The sequence below is a fragment of the Aeromonas sp. FDAARGOS 1411 genome, from assembly GCF_019047125.1.
Taxonomy (GTDB): Bacteria; Pseudomonadota; Gammaproteobacteria; order Enterobacterales; family Aeromonadaceae; genus Aeromonas; species Aeromonas veronii.
Genome location: NZ_CP077214.1, coordinates 1841019 through 1858843 on the forward strand (window position 1 = coordinate 1841019; position 17825 = coordinate 1858843).

Here is a 17825-nt window from a genome sequence, read left to right on the forward strand (position 1 = left end):
AACATTTTAATACTGACCAACGCATTAAGACCGGCAACTCGATTTTGGATTTTTATCTTTTCAACGAGCCCGCTGAATCGATGCATGAATAATAGCCACATAGTGATTCGAGGTATGTAGGATTACATGGCAACGCAATGTAGGAAAATACTTATCAACTCAATAAGTCAAGAGTATAGACTTGCCCATCCTGAGATTTACCGTGCTAATAACATGCTGATGTGGCCCAACAGGGGCTAAATCTCATAACTCCACATAGCGGCGTTGTTTACATGGTCCCTATTGTTGGCTCCCCCATGAAATGATCACCGTTATGAAATGGCTGACTATCCAGTTCGGCACTCAATTGACGTTATTCTCCTTAATTTGAGCAATCGAATGACACATGAGCCTTCCCCCGATATTTCGATGATATCAAGTCGTTAAACATCTAATGTGCTGATTAAGTGAAACAAAAAAACCGGCCCCTCTCGAGGCCGGCTTTGATATTTACTCTCCGGTTTTACTTCTTGCGCTGCTTATCAGAACTTCAGCTCGTAGCTCAGTTGCACACTGCCATCCACGCCCTGATTGCCATATTCAGCCTGGCTAGCCTTCACATTCAGCCCTACGGTGCCAGCCTGCTCCAGCTCATAGCCAACACCCACTGCCGCGTAAGGACGCATATCATTGCGCTCAAGCTCGGCACTCACCGCAAACTCCTGCATCCCTTCACCCAAGCTGAATATGTCGCTTCTGCCCTTGAGCGTCACCGGGTTCACATCCAGGTCCATCTCGACCCCTGTATCCAGTTTCAGGGTCACTCCCTTCGTCAGTGCGGTCTCGCCTTTCACACCCACCTTGCCCACTGTGCTCTTGTCTTTCACCTTGTCGTGCTCGACATCAAACACCAGTCGCTCACCACCTTCACGGTAACCGTCTCGGCTGGTGATAAAGTGGGTCACTTCGGCATGAGGCGTCACCTTCCAGTCTGCCACCTCTAAGCCATAGCCCAGGGAACCCCGCACAGCCACGCTCTTCACATCAGCCTTGCCTTTACCGTGTTGCACATTGGCAAGACCATCACCACGCACAAACTCACCACGCTGTTCGCCGTAGCCCAGCGACACGCCGGCTTGCACTCCGGTCTCGTCTGCCCCTTGCGAGAAGTGCAGGTAGCTACCTACGCCCACACCGCTGTCGAGCTCCGCACCACCGCGCTCAGTCAGCAACTGGTTATCCAGTGATGAGCCAAACATCGAGGCGGTCACCCCGGCGGTGAGTTGGTCGGTGAGGCCGTAGCCATACGCCAGCGACAGTTGCGGCGCAACCTGATAATCCAGCTCTGTCGGGGCGTCAGTTACCTTGCTCAGCTCACCCGTCACACGCAGGCACTGCTGACCTTCGGCACCGCTGACACAGGCGTTGTCCAGCTGACGGCCCAGTGCGCGCTGCTGGGCGCGGAAGGCCTGTTCGGTCTGGGCGGCCAGAATCGGCATCGAATCAAACAGGTAGCCCAAATCCTGCATTACGCCACCACTCCCCTCGCTACCCGGTTCAGGCTGAGGCTCGGGCTGATTGGCCACTTCTCCGCCCGGCTCGACTGGCGGAACAATAGGATCTACTGGGTCAGTAATTGGATCAACGGGGTCGATCGGAATAATTGGCTCAAATGCACGCCAGACGAAAGCTCGCTGCTTAGACAGCCAAGGCATGGAGCCTTCAGCTCGACTATTACCTACTACTGTAGAACCATCGGCAGAGATATTGACTGCGTAGGAACTTTCGTAGCCGTCCAACACTCCTAGGTCGATCATTCGACCATCATTGATATGAAACAAAAAAGCATGCTCACTGCCACTGTCTGTCGCTGCTGCGCCGACAATGAAATCCCCATCTGAGGATAGAGCTCCAGCCCATGAACGACCAGAGTTATCATCTTTCAAAGAGCCAATGTCTATCATCTTGCTGGCGCCCTCTACATGGTAAAAAGCACGTCCATCACCACTGTCAGAGGCTGATGCTCCGACTACGACGCGACCATCTGCAGAAACGGAACTAGCATAAGACCAACCAGTATTGTCGCTGCGCAAAGTGCCCAATGCGGTCATCTTGCTGTCACCCTCGTTATGGCGAAAGGCAATGTTGTTAACGGAGTCGTCAGAAGCTGCGTTACCCACAACTACGCGCCCATTAGCTGAAACAGCATACGCAAATGAAGATCCACTATTGTCAGCTTTTAGCGTACCCAAATCTGTCATTTGGACATCACCCCGGTTATGACGAAATGCATGCATATCACCATTATCATTTCCGGACAGGCCAATAATCACACGGCCATCATCAGATATTCCCCTGACCAAACCGCCACCGAGGTTATCGCTGCGCAACGACCCCAAGTCAATCATCTTGCTATCACCACGCTCATGGCGAAATATATGTGACGCCTCATCATCAGCGTCCGACATCCCGGCCACTACAGTACCATCGGCCGATACCACATTGGCCATTGAGAACCCGCTGTTGTCTGAACGCAAGGTCCCCAAGCCAATCATTTTATTGCTGTCAACTTCATAGCGAAACGCTTGTTCCACACCACTATCTGTTTCCGCTTGTCCGACTGCGACCAATCCATTAACGGATATATACAATGCACTAGATCCGCCTACGTTATCAGTACGAAGTGATTCCAAAAACCGCTTTTGCCCTGACACCATATCGTAGAAAATCGCATTTCCCCCATCGATATTCATCACTACAACTGAGCCATCAGCAGAGAGCACATTGAAAGATGTTGTATCGCCAGTCAAATATGCATCCAATTCTGGCGCACCATCGACCCCACCAATATCACTGAACTCACCACCATTAGCCTCCGCCTTTTGACTGGCCAGTGAAACTCCAATAGCCAGTGCAAGCGCACTCAGCGTCATCACTGCATTTGCTTTATTCATAACTAACCTCTTGCAACCGGTATGCATTACGCACACCCGTTATCACTAAAACCAGACCACCACTTGATGGGCCGACAACCAGACAACACAGCCGCGCAGCACTATAAGGGTGTTAAGCGGTCTGCATGTGTTGCATTGATATGGCGTGAACTGCCGTGACTACCGAGATTGCCTGACCAAGGAATGGCTGGATGTTGTTCCCAAACGCTCTCGGGTCTCTCATCCATGAAAGGGGGTATCAAACACATCTGAGGCTATTTTTTCATCACTATCACCAACCGTATGTAGGACAACTCCTATGAATGAGTAGTCATATTCCCCTTGCAGTGTCCCAACAAAAAGCCGGCCCCTCTCGAGGCCGGCTTTGATATTTACTCTCCGGTTTTACTTCTTGCGCTGCTTATCAGAACTTCAGCTCGTAGCTCAGTTGCACACTGCCATCAACGCCCTGATTGCCATATTCAGCCTGGCTAGCCTTCACATTCAGCCCTACGGTGCCAGCCTGCTCCAGCTCATAGCCAACACCCACTGCCGCGTAAGGACGCATATCATTGCGCTCAAGCTCGGCACTCACCGCAAACTCCTGCATCCCTTCACCCAGGCTGAATATGTCGCTTCTGCCCTTGAGCGTCACCGGGTTCACATCCAGGTCCATCTCGACCCCTGTATCCAGTTTCAGCTTCACTCCCTTCGCCAGCGCGGTCTCGCCTTTCACACCCACCTTGCCCACTGTGCTCTTGTCTTTCACCTTGTCGTGCTCGACATCAAACACCAGTCGCTCACCACCTTCACGGTAACCGTCTCGGCTGGTGATAAAGTGGGTCACTTCGGCATGAGGCGTCACCTTCCACTCTGCCACCTCTACGCCATAGCCCAAGGAACCCCGCACAGCCACGCTCTTCACATCAGCCTTGCCTTTACCGTGTTGCACATTGGCAAGACCATCACCACGCACAAACTCACCACGCTGTTCGCCGTAGCCCAGTGACACGCCGGCTTGCACTCCGGTCTCGTCTGCCCCTTGCGAGAAGTGCAGGTAGCTACCTACACCCACACCGCTGTCCAGCTCGGCACCACCGCGCTCGGTCAGTCGTTGGTTGTCCAGTGATGAACCAAACATCGAGGCGGTCACCCCGGCGGTGAGCTGGTCGGTGAGACCATAGCCATACGCCAGCGACAGTTGCGGCGCAACCTGATAATCCAGCGCGGTCGGGGCGTCAGTCACCTTGCTCAGCTCACCCGTCACACGCAGGCACTGCTGACCTTCGGCACCACTGACACAAGCGTTGTCCAGCTGACGACCCAGTGAGCGCTGCTGGGCGCGGAAGGCCTGTTCGGTCTGGGCGGCCAGAATCGGCATCGAATCAAACAGGTAGCCCAAATCCTGCATTACGCCACCACTCCCCTCGCTACCCGGATCAGGTTGAGGCTCGGGCTGATTGGCCACTTCTCCACCCGGCTCGACTGGCGGAACAAGGGGGACAACCGGATCAGTCGGTGTATCGATTGGATCAGTGGGCGGATCAACCGGATCAGTGGGCGGATCAACCGGATCAGTCGGCGGCGTCACCGGCTTAAAGGCGCGCCAGATAAATGCTCGATAAATACTTCCGATATCAGATCGACCCATCACCGTGCTGCCGTCAGCACTGACGGAGTAAGCGTAGCTGGTGCCTCCAATTTGAAGTGTGCCAAGATCCTGCATGGTGCCACTGGAACTGCTCCAGCGAAAGGCATGAGATTTGCCGTCTTCGGCCTGAGCGTACCCTACCACTATGCTACCGTCAGCGCTGACGCCGCGAGCATCGCTGTATCCTAGGTTATCGTTTATAAGGGTGCCGAGATCTTGCATGGCTCCCGTGGCGGAGGTCCAGCGAAAAGCGCGAGCTGCGCCATCTTCGTTATTAGCTATTCCCACCACCGTGTTACCATCAGCGCTGACGGCGTAAGCCGCGCTTGGGCCTAGGTTATCTTTTCTAAGGGTCCCGAGGTCTTGCATAGTTCCGACGGACGAGTTCCAACGAAAGGCTCGATCATCGCCATCATCAGTATCAGCCACTCCCACCACCGTGCTGCCGTCAGCACTGAAAGCGTCAACTCTGCTATATCCTAGTTTGTCGTTTCTGAGGGAGCCGAGGTCCTGCATGGCGCCCGTGGAGGAAGTCCACAGAAAGACTCGAGACGTGCCGTCGTTGGTCGAAGCGTGTCCCACCACCGTATTGCCGTCAGCGCTGACGTGGCGAGCTATGCTACTTCCTAGGTTATCGCTTCTAAGGGTTCCAAGGTCCTGCATGACACCGGTTGAGCTGTTCCAGCGAAAGGCATGCCATTGGCCAGTATCGGTGCGAGCGTGCCCCCCCACCGTGCTGCCGTCAGCGCTGATGCTGTAAGCTCTGCTGTGTCCTAGTTTATCGCTTCTAAGGGTGCCAAGATCCTGCATAGTGCCCGTGGAACTGTTCCAGATAAAGGCACGAAAAGAACCATCTTCGGTGTCAGCGTTCCCCACCACCGTGCTACCGTCAGCGCTGACGCTGCGAGCTGTGCTCTCTCCTAGATTATCGCTTCTAAGGGTGCCAAGATCCTGCATAATGCCCGTGGAACTGTTCCAGCGAAAAGCTCGCTGGGAGCCGTCGATGTCGGCGCTAGCCGCTCCTACCACAGTGCTACTATCAGCGCTGACGGCATTATACAGATTGAGCCCTGAGTCATCGTTTCTGAGAGTACCAAGGTCTGACATTGTACCATACAGGTCGCCGGATACGGCTTGGGCGTAAGGGGCCGCAGCAGTGGGATCGGCAGCCCGCGCCTGCTGGCTGGCCAGCGAAACACCGATGGCGAGCGCCAAGGTGCTTAATGTCATTACGGCATTTGCTTTATTCATAACTAACCTCTTGCAACCGGTATGCACTACGCACACCCGTTATCACTAAAACCAGCTCACCACTCGGTGGACCGACAACCAGATAACGCCGCTGCGCATCACGATAACAGCGCTAAGCGGTCTACATGTGTTGCATTGATATGGCGTGAACTGCCGTTACTACCGAGATTGCCTGACCAAGGAATGGCTGGATGTTGTACCCAAACGCTCTCGGGTCTCTCATCCATGAAAGGGGGTATCAAATACATCTGAGGGTATTTTTTCATCACCACCACCAGCCGTATGTAGGGCGATTCCTATGAGTGAGTAGTCATATTCCCCTTGCTGTGTCCCAACAAAAAACCGGCCCCTCTCGAGGCCGGCTTTGATATTTACTCTCCGGTTTTACTTCTTGCGCTGCTTACCAGAACTTCAGCTCGTAGCTCAGTTGCACATCGCCACGCAAGCGCCATGGGTGATCAAGGTTCTCGCGAATACGCGCCTTGGTATTGCCGCGAAGCAGCATGAAGCGCAGCTGCATCATGTTCATCTGGGCCGAGGCACTGGTGGCATTGCCCATCTGCTGTACGTCAATGATCGGCACCTTGGGGCACAGCTCGGTGGTGAAGTTGCGCATAAGATATTCGTAAGCATCATCAAACAAACCATCTGACAGATCAGCCTACTCGAAGATGACCACCTACTTGGAGAGGTAGTCGCTCATCTCCTTGCTCTTGCCGAGTTTGTCCTCGTCGTTGAAGTCGGCAATAGTGATCACCCCTTGCAGATCATTGGCAGTCGCCAGCGCAATGATGATGGTGTTGCTTCCCTTGCCTATATCCTTGCTTTCCTTGAGTGCCACCATGTCACCCCTTCCGGTACATGACGTAAGGGTTGCCCCTGGTCTTATCGGAGACGTATTTCACACACAGTAGTGCCCGCATATTGTTCTGGTACTGGGAGGCATCAATGCCGCAGCTCAGCCAGCCCAGAGGGAGGAGTAGAGTTCGTTCTTCTTGATCGCCATGAGTCAGGTATTCCGATAGGTGTCAGTTTGCGCCAAGGGCGCATGGAACGATGTGAATGGGTGACGCAGCCATGTTGGCACCACAACAAATTGACAAGAAGTTTAACCAGTTGAGCTCGGTGAGGCCATGCGATACATCACGACTGCCCCCTGAACTTGGCTATTTGCTCTAAAAGACACCACTCCCCCAGAAATGGACACTAGTGATACATGACTGGCCTGACATCAGTTGCCAGAACGTCGATGGCTTTCAGCTGGTATCGGGGCTGAAGACTACCCATTATGGGAGGTTATGATCCTCCTAACACTCCCCTGTGAGCCCCAAAAAATGGATTTGCGAAAATCATACCGTCTGGTGTAGGGTAGTTTTGCTTCGCCAGCATGACCTTCGCACGAGTCGAAACAGGCCTGATGATTCTTAACCTTCTCGTAGTTGATATCATGACCTTGGATGGTTAAACGTGCGGCATGAAAACCCAAGGTTCGAGGATGCAACTATGAACCTATCGAATCTCGCTCGTGAAGCACGCAGTGCTCTGCAACTCTTTTCTGGTACCACCACCACTCATCAACAAACGCTGGAGTTGCTAGCTGCAGCTCTGGGTTTTGGCTCGTATGCCGCGCTGACGCACAGGTCGATCGTGCTGGTTGATGCCGACGTTCAAGAGACACCTATGTCTACCAATATCGAGCGTGTCCAGGAGCGAGCCAAAGACATTCTTGGCCAAGAGATACCAGCCCACATTATCGTTGACATCATGCGCCAGCATCGAGTCCATGTGCTGACCCTCCTCGAAGAGGATGAAGTCAACAAAGACGAAAATCCTGCTTATAGACCGTCTTATATACCGGCTTATGCTCTGCACCAATTAGCACGCTTGGCCCCCCTCATCGACCACCCCAATGGGGAAAATTACGAGGTCGTTGACAGTCTGGTCAAGCAGGTCAGACGCATAGCTGAGAGAGAGTACATCCCCGCACTTCTCGTGGCCTTGTCTGACCATTTGTCTGTCCCGTTACAAGAACCCGAAGCATACCTGGATTTTGCTACGCTGGAACGTCGTGATGAGGCTTACCGGTTGTACCTTGGTGGTGCTGAGCTGCACGGCGAACAGCTGCAAATTGCAAAATCCGAGGCGTACACTAGATGGCGAAAAGGCATGCGCATAGATTTGCTGCTCGATGCCATTGCACTTGACGATGAAGATACCAAAGATTTACTGGCAGATTGGATTAGGCACGACGATCAAGGCGTAAACCTCAAGTACATCAGTGGTAGGAATCTTACGTTGGTTGCACCAATGCTGATGGAGTCCAGCTACCATGATGACGCAGTTCAGGCATGGCTGGCTGCCACCAAACATAACGGTATCAAGCACAAGCTTGTATCAAGCTGCTACCGACACGATCTCCTGTATAGAGCTACCGTGAATACCTACTTCTCTCGCTTGTTTTCAGATAATAGGTGGCGCAGTTGCGAGCCGAAGATTGAGCATAAATACCACGACTATCTGCTCCTACAATGCGATACAGAAGAACAGGCGTCGTACCTCTTTCCCGATTGGAATAATCGGCAAGGACGTTCCGCTCTCAGAGCCTTGAGTCCAGCACTCGATGAACAGGCCAAGCTTGATGCAAAAAGAATCTTTGATGCCTACCATGCTCGCTGACAAATTATGGTAATAGGCAGTTGAGTCTGTAAAGACTCACCTTCCCATCTGCATCACAATAAACGGCCAGCTTGACCATCGTTTGAAGGCCAAGCTGGCTTCGTCAACTCCAGCCTCAATACAGACAGCACTCCAGCTCGTTTGCTTACCTGATTTGCTCGATAGCTGGTCAGGATGCCACGCCGCCCTAACATCCGGTTAGTTTTCATCATCTCCCCCCCCTCCCTTGTCAGCAAAGCTGGCCGCCCCTGTTTGCCCAGAGCGCCTCCAAGGCCCATAGCGCAATCTATGAACAAAAGGGGCAATGACGCCCCCATATCACTTGGCCAGCAAGCGTTCAGGAGGGCTGAACTGCGCAAGAGCTGGGGGTAAGAGATGGCATACAACAAGGACCATTTGTCACCACATGACACTCTGACGGCCTCTCATTCGCGACCAGTGTCACTCGCATCACGACCCCAAACGCTAACAGCTCAACCACTAAAAAGCACTACCCTTGATAATCAACAAGTTAACCAGTAATCCGCAGCGTGGCCTACACTTCGACAACGATTTACTGGAAGGCTGTGACAGAATGACACCGTGACACAAGAAAGAGCAGCCTGAAACTTGCGGGAAACCTATTTGGGAACTGATTTGATTCCTGAAAAGTACCTAAAAGGTTGGTACCAAACACAGTACCAACAGTCAATTCCATAACAACAAATACAGTTCAATTACAATGAGTTGCATTGCAATTTCAGATGATGTCGAGGGAGCCAAATTCTAAAGCCCAGCCTTTTGGCTGGGCTTTTTCGTATCTTCTGTTCGCCCCCTTCCCTGTCACGCGCGCCCTTCAAATGCCCTCTGTCATAACGTCTCTTGTCTGCATGTGATGACCAACCTGCATACAGCTTGAATTGTCTATTGTGCTCCATCCCATAAACAAAGGGCTGGATTGACCAGCCCCTGTGTGTACACCTCATCTCGCTGCCGGATGCCGGGATCAGAAACGGTAGAGCAGGCCCGTGGTGATGCTGGTGGCGCAAATATCGTAAAAGTCGATCCCGGAGTTTGCCGTGGCGTAGCTGGCGCTCAGGACCGCAGAGAGGGGCGCAATGCCAAACAGCTGGTGCCAGAAGAGGGTGGCATCGATGGCCATGTCGCGACTGTCGGCACGCTGGCCAAACAGCGGGTTGGCCTCGTCATAGTCCCGCTTGCCCAGATAGAGGTTGCTGACAAATGACCAGCGGGGCGAGGTTTTGGCGTAAGTGAGCTGCAACCCCTTGCTCACATAAGACTCGGCACTGCCCGCCAGATCAGCCTTCTCATAGCGCAATGCTGGCTCGAGGAACTGATCGTCTGTTAGCCGGAACTGGTAGGAGACCTCGGCGGAGTTGACCCGGCCATTGCGATCCGGCATCCCCATCACAGCGCGACCATATTGCTCGCCGCTGGACTCCCCATCCACCTTGACGTCGCGGCTGGTGATGCTGCCACTGAGCGCACTGCCCCAGATGTTGTCCCACGCCAGACGGGCGCCGTGGGATCGCACGTCACTCTGCTCGCGTTCCACACCCACAGCAAAGGGATCGCGCCAGACCTTGACCGGGGTGGCATTGAACACCAGCGAACCGGCCACGATCCCCTTGTCCCCCAGCTGCTGGCGCAGCCCGAACTGCTGGGTACCGTCGCCGCGAATGGCATCCTGAATGAGGTTGCCCAAAAACAGCTGGCTACCGGTGGAGGCAAAGGTATAGCGAAGATCCCCGTTGATCACCGGATCAAGGTGGCGCTGCTGCGCCGCAGCCCCCAAAGCTTCAATACGCTCGCTACCTGCACTCCCCGTGGCAAAATTGGACTTGGTCTCGCCAACGCTGGCCCCCGCCAGCACACTGCCGGAAAAACCAGATTCCCCGGGAATGGCTCCCAGCTCTTGTGCCTGAACCCCGCTTGCTACCAGCATCCCCATACTCAACAGCAGACCAATACGCATCGCAACACTCCTGGCAAGCGGCCACTCTCGGTGGGCCGAGCCTGATAAATAGGAGGGAGACAGTCGCCCCCCTGAATTGAGAAGCGGCATGTTACGGCAGGGAAAAATCACAAATAAGACAGCGGGATGCGGTTTTATTTTTTATGATGGCTTTTTATTTTTTTATAGGCGCAAGCAGGAGGCGACTCGGCATAATGAGCCCCCACAGCCTTGCAACGCTGCGGGCTGCTCGCGTCATACTCACTCTATTTAGCCCTGTTTCCAACATCGGAGTTCTCATGCGTCGATTCAATTTCATGCTCAATGGCAGCAGATTGATGATGTTCCCCTTCTACATTGGCATTCTCATCTGCGTGGTATTGCTGATGGTGAAGTTTGCCATGCAGCTCTATCAGCTTTCTGTAAACATTTTCGAGATCCCCTATCTGGACCTCATTACCGGCGTGCTGACCCTGGTGGATTTTATACTGGTGGCCCAGATGCTGATCCTGGTTGCTATCTGTGGCTATGTGCAATTTATCCAGACGGAAGAGCAGCGCGCCTCCCTTAGCAGCAACTGGCTTAGCAAGATCAACTTTGCCTCCCTCAAGCTCATCGTCATCAACTCGCTGGTGACCATCGCCGGAGTGGAGGTACTCAAAGCCTTCCTCGAAGATGGCATCATCAACGAAGTCGATATGAAGTGGTCCGTGGTGGTGTTTCTCGCCTTCTCGCTGGCCGCGCTCATCTATGCGGTGACCGAGCGGATGGCGGAGCATAAATAGTCGAGCTTGATCACTGTGCTTGTTCAGCCTTGATTCACCAGCAATACAATTGATAACACTTTTCATTACTCTTACTGCGTTATAAACTTGCTCCCCCCGGGCTGCCCCGCCCGGGTGCTGGAGCCTTTATGACAAGCCTTTCTATCTCACCCCGACAATTCTGGCAGTGGCTGGCCTACCACCATCAGGCCGCCGAGGGCACCCTCTATCTGATGTTCTTCTCCGGCCTGCTGCTGTGGGAGCCGCTGACCCCGCTCTGGTCGCTGGCACGCTGGAATCTGTTTTTCCATGTGATGCTCTCGCTCACCCTGTTCCCGCTGCTATTTGGCGCCTTCTGGCTCTCCCATCGCAGCTTGTTGAACCGCAGCAACAAACCCTTTTTACGCACCACGGGGCGGATTATTGAAGCCCTGCTGCTGATCTGTCTGGCCAGCGGCCTGCTGCTGGTGCTGCACGGCACTCCGGGCGATGCCACGGGCAACCTCGCCAGCTGGGCCCACTGGCTGAGCGCATTGGCGTTAACTCCTCTGGTGCTGCGCCACGCCTGGCGCTGGACCATCTTGAAATGGCGCTCCTGATCCCATGTTGAAGTCATCTCTTTGTGCATGTTTGTCACCCCTCTTGGCACTCGTCCTGCTGGCCAGCCCCTTCGCGTTTGCCCAGCAGATGGGTGCCGGGATGATCGCCTATGAGGAGGGACAAAGCTCGCGCCTCGTCACCGCCAACCTGAGCGCAGGCTCGGTCACCCTGCTTGAGCGCGATAGCGGAAAGCGCCTGAAAGAGGTGCCGCTGGGAGGCGATCTGCGCCAGCTGGCCCGCGCCGATGATGGCACTCTGCTGGTCACCGACTACAGCGGCGATCGCCTGTTGCTGCTGGATGATGATCTCGATCTGGAAAAGGCGATCCCCACCGGCCATAGACCCTACGGGGTCATCTTCGATGCCAAACGGCAGTGGTTCTGGGTCACGCTGTTCGAATCCGCTCGCCTGCAGGCCTACGACACCGCCGGCAACCTACAGCTGGATGCAGAAACCGCCGAGACTCCCCGTGGACTAGCCCTGACCGACGACGATCGCCTGCTACTCACCCACGCCATGACCGGCCAGCTCGCCATCTATGATCTCGCCAAGCTTGGCCACGGCGCCAAGAACGCTTCGCTTCCCAAGCCCAAGCTCATTACCCTGGCCGAGACCCATAGCGACACGCCGAGTGACTCCCAGGGCTTGCCGCGCCTGCTGGACGGCATCGCCCTCTCCCCAGATGGCAGCGAGGCCTGGCTGCCCCATGTACTGTGGAGTTTCAGCCACCCCTTCCAGTTTCAAAGCACCGTCTTTCCGGCCGTCTCCATCATCGATCTCGATGAGGAAAAAGAGCGGGTCGATGAAAGAAAGCAGCTCTTTTTGCAGATCAATCTGCCCAGCGTCGGCAACCGCAGCCAGATCGTCTCTAACCCGTTCGCGGCGCGCTTTGCCGCCGATGGCAAGCGGGTCTATCTGACCCTGGCGGGCTCGGAAGATCTGTTGGTGTTTGACCTCTCCCGCAGCGGCAAGTCCAACAACAACCGCCACCGCCGCAAGAAGTTTCAGGGGGGCGCCAAGGCGACCCAGCTATTGCGTCACCTGCCGGGCCAGAATCCGCGGGATCTGCTGATCGATGGCGACCACATTCTGGTGCACAACGCCATGGGGCAGGATCTCACCCGCCTCAATAGCGGCGGCAGCGGCCCGTTTGCCCGAGTCACGGTTGATGTGCCCCACTTCGCCAAGCTGGTAGAGACGGATCCGCGCCCCGAGCCGCTTCAGCGTGGCGAGCGGCTATTCAACCTTGGTAACACAGCGTCCAACTCACGCTTCCCCATGGCGGGAGACAACTGGATGAGCTGCAACTCCTGCCATCTGGATGGGTTCAACTTCACCAACCGCTATCTGATGGCGGCTCATCGCCAGCAGAGCGGCGACAACGCCATCAACGGCCACGCCAACCTCACCAACATGGTGGCGGGGGATTTTGTCGGCGAATACCTGCGTATGACCCAGCAGACCCAGGGCGGCATGGGCCATGACACCCGCGATGGGGCCGAAGCAGTTGACCCCACAAGGCCCCAGCCGGAAGTGAAAGCGATGATGGAAGATCTGCACGCCTTCGTCACCGCCGATGGCAACCTCCCCTATCTCGCCAACTGGCTGCGACTCGATGCCCCGCGCACGGATCCCGCCAAGGTGCCGACCACTCACCCGAAAGAGTGGCTCAACTCTGCCTCCTGCCAGAACTGCCACCAACAGGCGTTCCAGGATTGGAGCGAGAGCAACCACCGGTTGATGGGCAACTCCCATCCCTACTACAAGGTGGTGCAGGCGCTGGCCCGCGAAACCGAAGGGGAAGCGTTCGGTCAGTGGTGCCAAGGCTGCCATATGCCCCAGCAGGTGATGACAGGCCAGCTGGATCTGCCCAAGGGCTCCCACATGTTCGAGCAGGGCGGCGCCTCGCTGATTGCCGCCCACAAGGCGGGCGAACCTGTGGTGGAGGAAGGGACCGGCTGCGTGCTCTGCCATCGCATCACCAAGGTGGAAGATGCGGGCGGCAACAGCGCCTTTACCGTGAATTTGAAAGACCGCGAGAGCTATGTGTTCGAGGATGCCCCGGGCGGCAGCCTCCAGCACTGGCTGGCCGAGCGGCAGATCAACGCCCGTCCGGCGGCCCACAAAGCCTCCTATCAGAAGGATTTCTACCGCGATGCGGCCCTGTGCAAGTCATGCCACAACGAGTTTGCCCCGGGCACCGGCGCCAACATCGTCAACACCTGGGACGAGTGGGAAAAATCCAGCTTCGCGAACGCGGAGGATCCCGCCAAGCGGCGCACCTGTATCGACTGCCATATGAACCCGGAGCCGGGCAATGGCGGCGCGCCGGTGGCGGGCCAGTCCACCGAAAACGGCACCATGAAAGCCCGGCTCTATCGCCACAACTTCACCGGCGCCCAGCACCAGCTGGTGGGGCTGCGCAACCCCGACCTTGAACAGGAGAGTCTGGCGCTGCTGCGCTCCAGCGCGACCCTCTCCGCCCGTATCGAACAGGCGGCCGATAGTCAGCGGCTGGTGGTGCGGGTCGCCAATACCGGCGCGGGCCATGCCCTGCCCACCGGGGTGGCCGATTTTCGTGAACTCTGGCTGGAGCTGACCGTCACCGACGCCAGCGGCAAGGTGGTGCTTGCCAGCGGCCAACCGGTGGATGGTGCAGTCCCCGAAGATGCGCGACTGTTCAGAAAAGTATTCGGCGATGCCGAGGGCAAGCCGGTGGGGCTCAAGTTCTGGCGCTACGCCAAGCTCTTGGAAGATACCCGCATTCCGGCCGATGGCTGGCGCGATGAAGCCTGGCCGCTACCCGCAGATGCCCAAGGGCCCTTCAAAGCCGATATCAAACTCAATTTCCGCACCTACCCCAAGTGGGTCAATGATGCGGTGCGCGCCGCCGAGCCAAGCTTGCCGGAGCCACCCATAGTGCAGCTAAATCGGTTGCAACTTGCCTTGCAGCCTCTCCCCGTCACGCCCGCTACGGAGCCTCAATCCTGATGTTTGCAAGTTTTCTCATTACCCTGCGCGAGGGGCTGGAAGCCTTCCTGCTGGTCGGCATCTGCCTCTCCTACCTCGCCAAGCTGGGGGCGAGCCGCTACAACAAGTTCATCTATCTGGGGGTGGGGCTCGGCCTTGTCGCCTCCCTGATCGTCGCCTTCCTGTTCCAGGTGGTGGTGAGCCAGTTCGAGAGCGAGCGCTACAACCACCTCTTGATGGCGGGGATCCTCATCTTCGCCACCTTGGTGCTCACCTATATGGCGATCTGGATGCAAAAGCAGGCCAAATCCCAGGTGGGGGCCATGACGGCGCGCATCGATGCAGCCATCGATGGCGGCAACCTGTTTGGTCTGGTGCTGCTCGCCTTTCTGGCGGTGATGCGCGAAGGGTTTGAAACCGTGCTCTTCTTCTCCGCCCTGCTCTACTCCGGGCAAGGGGTCGATCTGCAATCCGGCCTGATAGGCGCGCTGGCTGGGCTGCTGGTCTCCATCGCGCTGGTGTGGGGACTGCTGCGCTCCACCCGCAAGGTGGCGCTGGCCCCCTTCTTCCGCTGGACCGGCCTGCTGATCATCATCATCGCCGCAGGCTTGCTCTCGTCCGCCGTCAACATGTTGCAGGCGGCAGAGATCATCACCTTCTGGACCACGCCTGTATTCGACATCAGCCACATTCTCGACGATCAGGGGGTATTTGGTACCTTCTTGCGCGCCCTGTTTGGCTACAATGCCTCACCCGCTGGCTTGCAGCTGCTGACCTGGGCCCTCTATCTGGCGATCTTCGTCACCCTCTGGCAGCGCAGCTATCGCCCGCAGGTGAGCGCCGCATCCGGCAAGGGCTGAGCCCGCACACCCTGTGGCAACAAGGCCACGGGGTAACAACACTATTCGGGAGCCGCGCCTTGGCGCGGTTCCCTTATCTATCAAGCAGTTTCGGAATAGGTCATGAGCGATAACAACAAGAAAAGCATTGCGGTGCTGGGCGCAGGCCCCGCCGGTTTGATGGCGGCCTGGCGCCTGCGCAGCGCCGGTTTTGCAGTCACCCTGTTCGAGCAGGAGCCGGTGGTCGGCGGCATGTGCGCCACCCAGACCTTCAAGGGGCGCGATGGGGAGTATCGCTTCGACTACGGCGGCCACCGCTTTATCACCAAGAACCCCGAGCTGCTCGCCTTTATCGACGAGCTGATGGGGGACGATCTGCTCCACGCCGAGCGCAAGAGCGTGATCCGCTTTGGCGGGCGCACCTATGACTACCCCTTGAACCTGCCCAACCTGCTCAAGACGGCGCCGCTCGCCCTGATGGCCGGTGCGGTGAAAGACTTGCTGCTGTTGCCCTTTAGCAAGAAGCCGGATGATTTTGCCAAGGCGAGCTTTGCCGAGTGGATTCAGAGCCACTTTGGCCGCACCCTCTATCGCCAATTCTTCGAGGGTTACACGGGCAAACTGTGGGGCATCAACCCGGACAAGCTCTCCGCTGACTGGGCCGGCCAGCGCATCAGCCTCATCGATCTCAAAGACGTGGCCCGCCGCCTGCTGCCAAGACGCAACGGCAGTATCTCGGTGCGCACCTATGCCCGCAAATACCGCTACCCCAAATATGGCTTCGGCCAGATCTTCACCACGCTGGGGGAGCGACTGGTGGCAGAGGGCGTTGAGCTCAAAACCGGCGCAACTATCACCCGCCTTGAGCAGGCCGATGGCCGCATCGAGCGGGTTTATTGGAAACAAGATGACATTGAGCAGAGCGAGCGCTTTGATCAGGTGATCTCCACCCTGCCGCTGCCGCTCACCTGCCAGCATCTGGGCTTGCCGTGCGATCTGCACTACCGGTCGCTTCGCTTCGTCAATATGCCGCTTAAAACAGAGAACCTGTCGGACAACACCTGGCAGTACCTCTCCGATCCCCATATTCTGGCCACCCGTCTGCAGGAGCCGCGCCGCCGCAGCCCCTTTATGGCGCCAGCCGGCCAGACCTCGGTGATGCTGGAGATCCCCTGCAACCCGGGGGATGCCACCTGGCAGGCGCCGCTCTCTGATCTGCGCGGTCGGGTCACCGCCGATCTGGCCAGCCTTGGCGTCGATACCGCCAAGCTTGGCGATGAAACTTTTGAAGCCCGCAGCGAATACGCCTATCCGCTGATGGATTTGGGCTATCAGGCTCGCCGCAACGAAGCCATCAAGGCGCTGATGCCCATCACCAACCTCATCATGACCGGCCGTCAGGGGACATTCCGCTACATCTTCACCGACACCGCCATGGAGATGGGGATGATGGCTGCCGACATGGTGATCGACGGGGTGGACAGACGCCACGCCATCTTCAATCATCGCAACGAAAATACCGTGATCGAAACCCAGAGCGTGGCCTGATGGCCGCGCCATTGGCATAAGTAAGGAGAACAGGATGACCATCCGCCCGGGTTTACTCGCCCTCACCCTGCTGCTGGCCATGAGCGGGCAGGCGCAGGCTTACTCCTACGCCGCCGCCGGCAAGGAGCCACTGATCGACGCCCGCGAGGCGCTGCTGGGCGCCGCCACTGACGGCAAGGATGCCAGCGCCACCTTGAGCGAGATTGCCGACGAGCTGACCTATCTGGAACAGCACCACAAGGTGGAGCTGCAAGGGCCGCTGGCCGCCGCCATCAAGTCCAAAGACGCTGCCGCCACCGCCGCCCTGCTCAATCGCGCCTACAAGGCGGAGATCGAGCGCCGCCTCGAAGGGGCCAGCCAGAATCTTGGCGACTACCAGACCGCCAAGGTGCTGGTGGTCAAGAGCAAGCGCTTCCTCGATCTGATCCTCCCATCACTCAGTGAAGGGGATCGCAAGGCAGCCGAACAGGCGCTGGCCAAGGTGCTGGATGCCATCGGCAACCCGGGGGTATTCGGGGTAGGTGCCAAGCCCGCCGACGCCGCCGCCTTTGCCGCAGCGGAAAAAGCGCTGATGGCCGTGCTGGCGCCGCTGTGATAGCCACCCGCCAAGCATTGCGCCATCTCGCTGTGACAAACGGTGGGTTTCGCTGCGCTCTACCC

General features: G+C 56.8%; 12 protein-coding genes and 1 pseudogene. 7 read left to right on the top strand and 6 right to left on the bottom strand.

The window, feature by feature from the left end; genetic code table 11:
* Positions 1–521: 521 nt before the first annotated feature.
* From I6L41_RS08100 to I6L41_RS08115, 5 genes and pseudogenes are all read right to left on the bottom strand, one after another.
* Positions 522–2933 carry a hypothetical protein gene (locus I6L41_RS08100; RefSeq protein ID WP_216963239.1) on the bottom strand — a complete coding sequence of 804 codons (2412 nt, stop codon included), beginning with the start codon at positions 2931–2933 and terminating at the stop codon, positions 522–524.
* Between the two features lie 403 nt (positions 2934–3336).
* Entirely contained in the window at positions 3337–4851 is a 1515-nt protein-coding gene (locus I6L41_RS20770) for a hypothetical protein (protein WP_254203408.1), read from the bottom strand.
* A gap of 108 nt (positions 4852–4959) precedes the next feature.
* Positions 4960–5814, bottom strand: a pseudogene (locus I6L41_RS20875) (hypothetical protein); the annotation flags it as partial.
* A gap of 400 nt (positions 5815–6214) precedes the next feature.
* Positions 6215–6430, bottom strand: a complete 216-nt coding sequence (locus I6L41_RS08110) for a hypothetical protein (RefSeq protein ID WP_216963245.1) — start codon at positions 6428–6430, stop codon at positions 6215–6217.
* A 63-nt stretch (positions 6431–6493) separates the two neighbouring features.
* Entirely contained in the window at positions 6494–6658 is a 165-nt protein-coding gene (locus I6L41_RS08115) for a hypothetical protein (protein WP_216963247.1), read from the bottom strand.
* A gap of 659 nt (positions 6659–7317) precedes the next feature.
* Here I6L41_RS08115 and I6L41_RS08120 point away from each other — a divergent pair.
* Positions 7318–8490: a hypothetical protein gene (locus I6L41_RS08120; protein ID WP_216963250.1), complete on the top strand. Its 1173-nt coding sequence runs from the start codon at positions 7318–7320 to the stop codon at positions 8488–8490.
* 985 nt (positions 8491–9475) lie between these two features.
* Here I6L41_RS08120 and I6L41_RS08125 read toward each other — a convergent pair.
* Positions 9476–10465, bottom strand: a complete 990-nt coding sequence (locus I6L41_RS08125; RefSeq protein ID WP_216963253.1) for a DUF2860 family protein — start codon at positions 10463–10465, stop codon at positions 9476–9478.
* 278 nt (positions 10466–10743) lie between these two features.
* Between I6L41_RS08125 and I6L41_RS08130 the strand changes: the two genes are divergently transcribed.
* The 6 genes from I6L41_RS08130 (at position 10744) to I6L41_RS08155 (ending at position 17760) form a co-directional block, all read left to right on the top strand.
* A complete protein-coding gene (locus I6L41_RS08130) occupies positions 10744–11229 on the top strand; it encodes a YqhA family protein (protein WP_005333692.1) in 486 nt (161 codons plus the stop codon).
* Positions 11230–11357: 128 nt separating this feature from the next.
* Complete coding sequence (locus I6L41_RS08135) at positions 11358–11807, top strand: hypothetical protein (RefSeq protein WP_216963256.1); 450 nt, start codon at positions 11358–11360, stop codon at positions 11805–11807.
* A gap of 4 nt (positions 11808–11811) precedes the next feature.
* Entirely contained in the window at positions 11812–14799 is a 2988-nt protein-coding gene (locus I6L41_RS08140; RefSeq protein ID WP_216963259.1) for a YncE family protein, read from the top strand.
* Positions 14799–15638 carry an FTR1 family protein gene (locus I6L41_RS08145; protein ID WP_216963262.1) on the top strand — a complete coding sequence of 280 codons (840 nt, stop codon included), beginning with the start codon at positions 14799–14801 and terminating at the stop codon, positions 15636–15638. The genes I6L41_RS08140 and I6L41_RS08145 overlap by 1 nt, the downstream gene beginning before the upstream one ends.
* A 102-nt stretch (positions 15639–15740) precedes the next feature.
* Positions 15741–17165: an NAD(P)/FAD-dependent oxidoreductase gene (locus I6L41_RS08150; RefSeq protein ID WP_216963264.1), complete on the top strand. Its 1425-nt coding sequence runs from the start codon at positions 15741–15743 to the stop codon at positions 17163–17165.
* Between the two features lie 34 nt (positions 17166–17199).
* The gene (locus I6L41_RS08155) at positions 17200–17760 is read left to right on the top strand and encodes a hypothetical protein (protein WP_216963267.1); all 561 of its coding nucleotides are present in this window, start codon (positions 17200–17202) and stop codon (positions 17758–17760) included.
* Positions 17761–17825 lie beyond the last annotated feature (65 nt).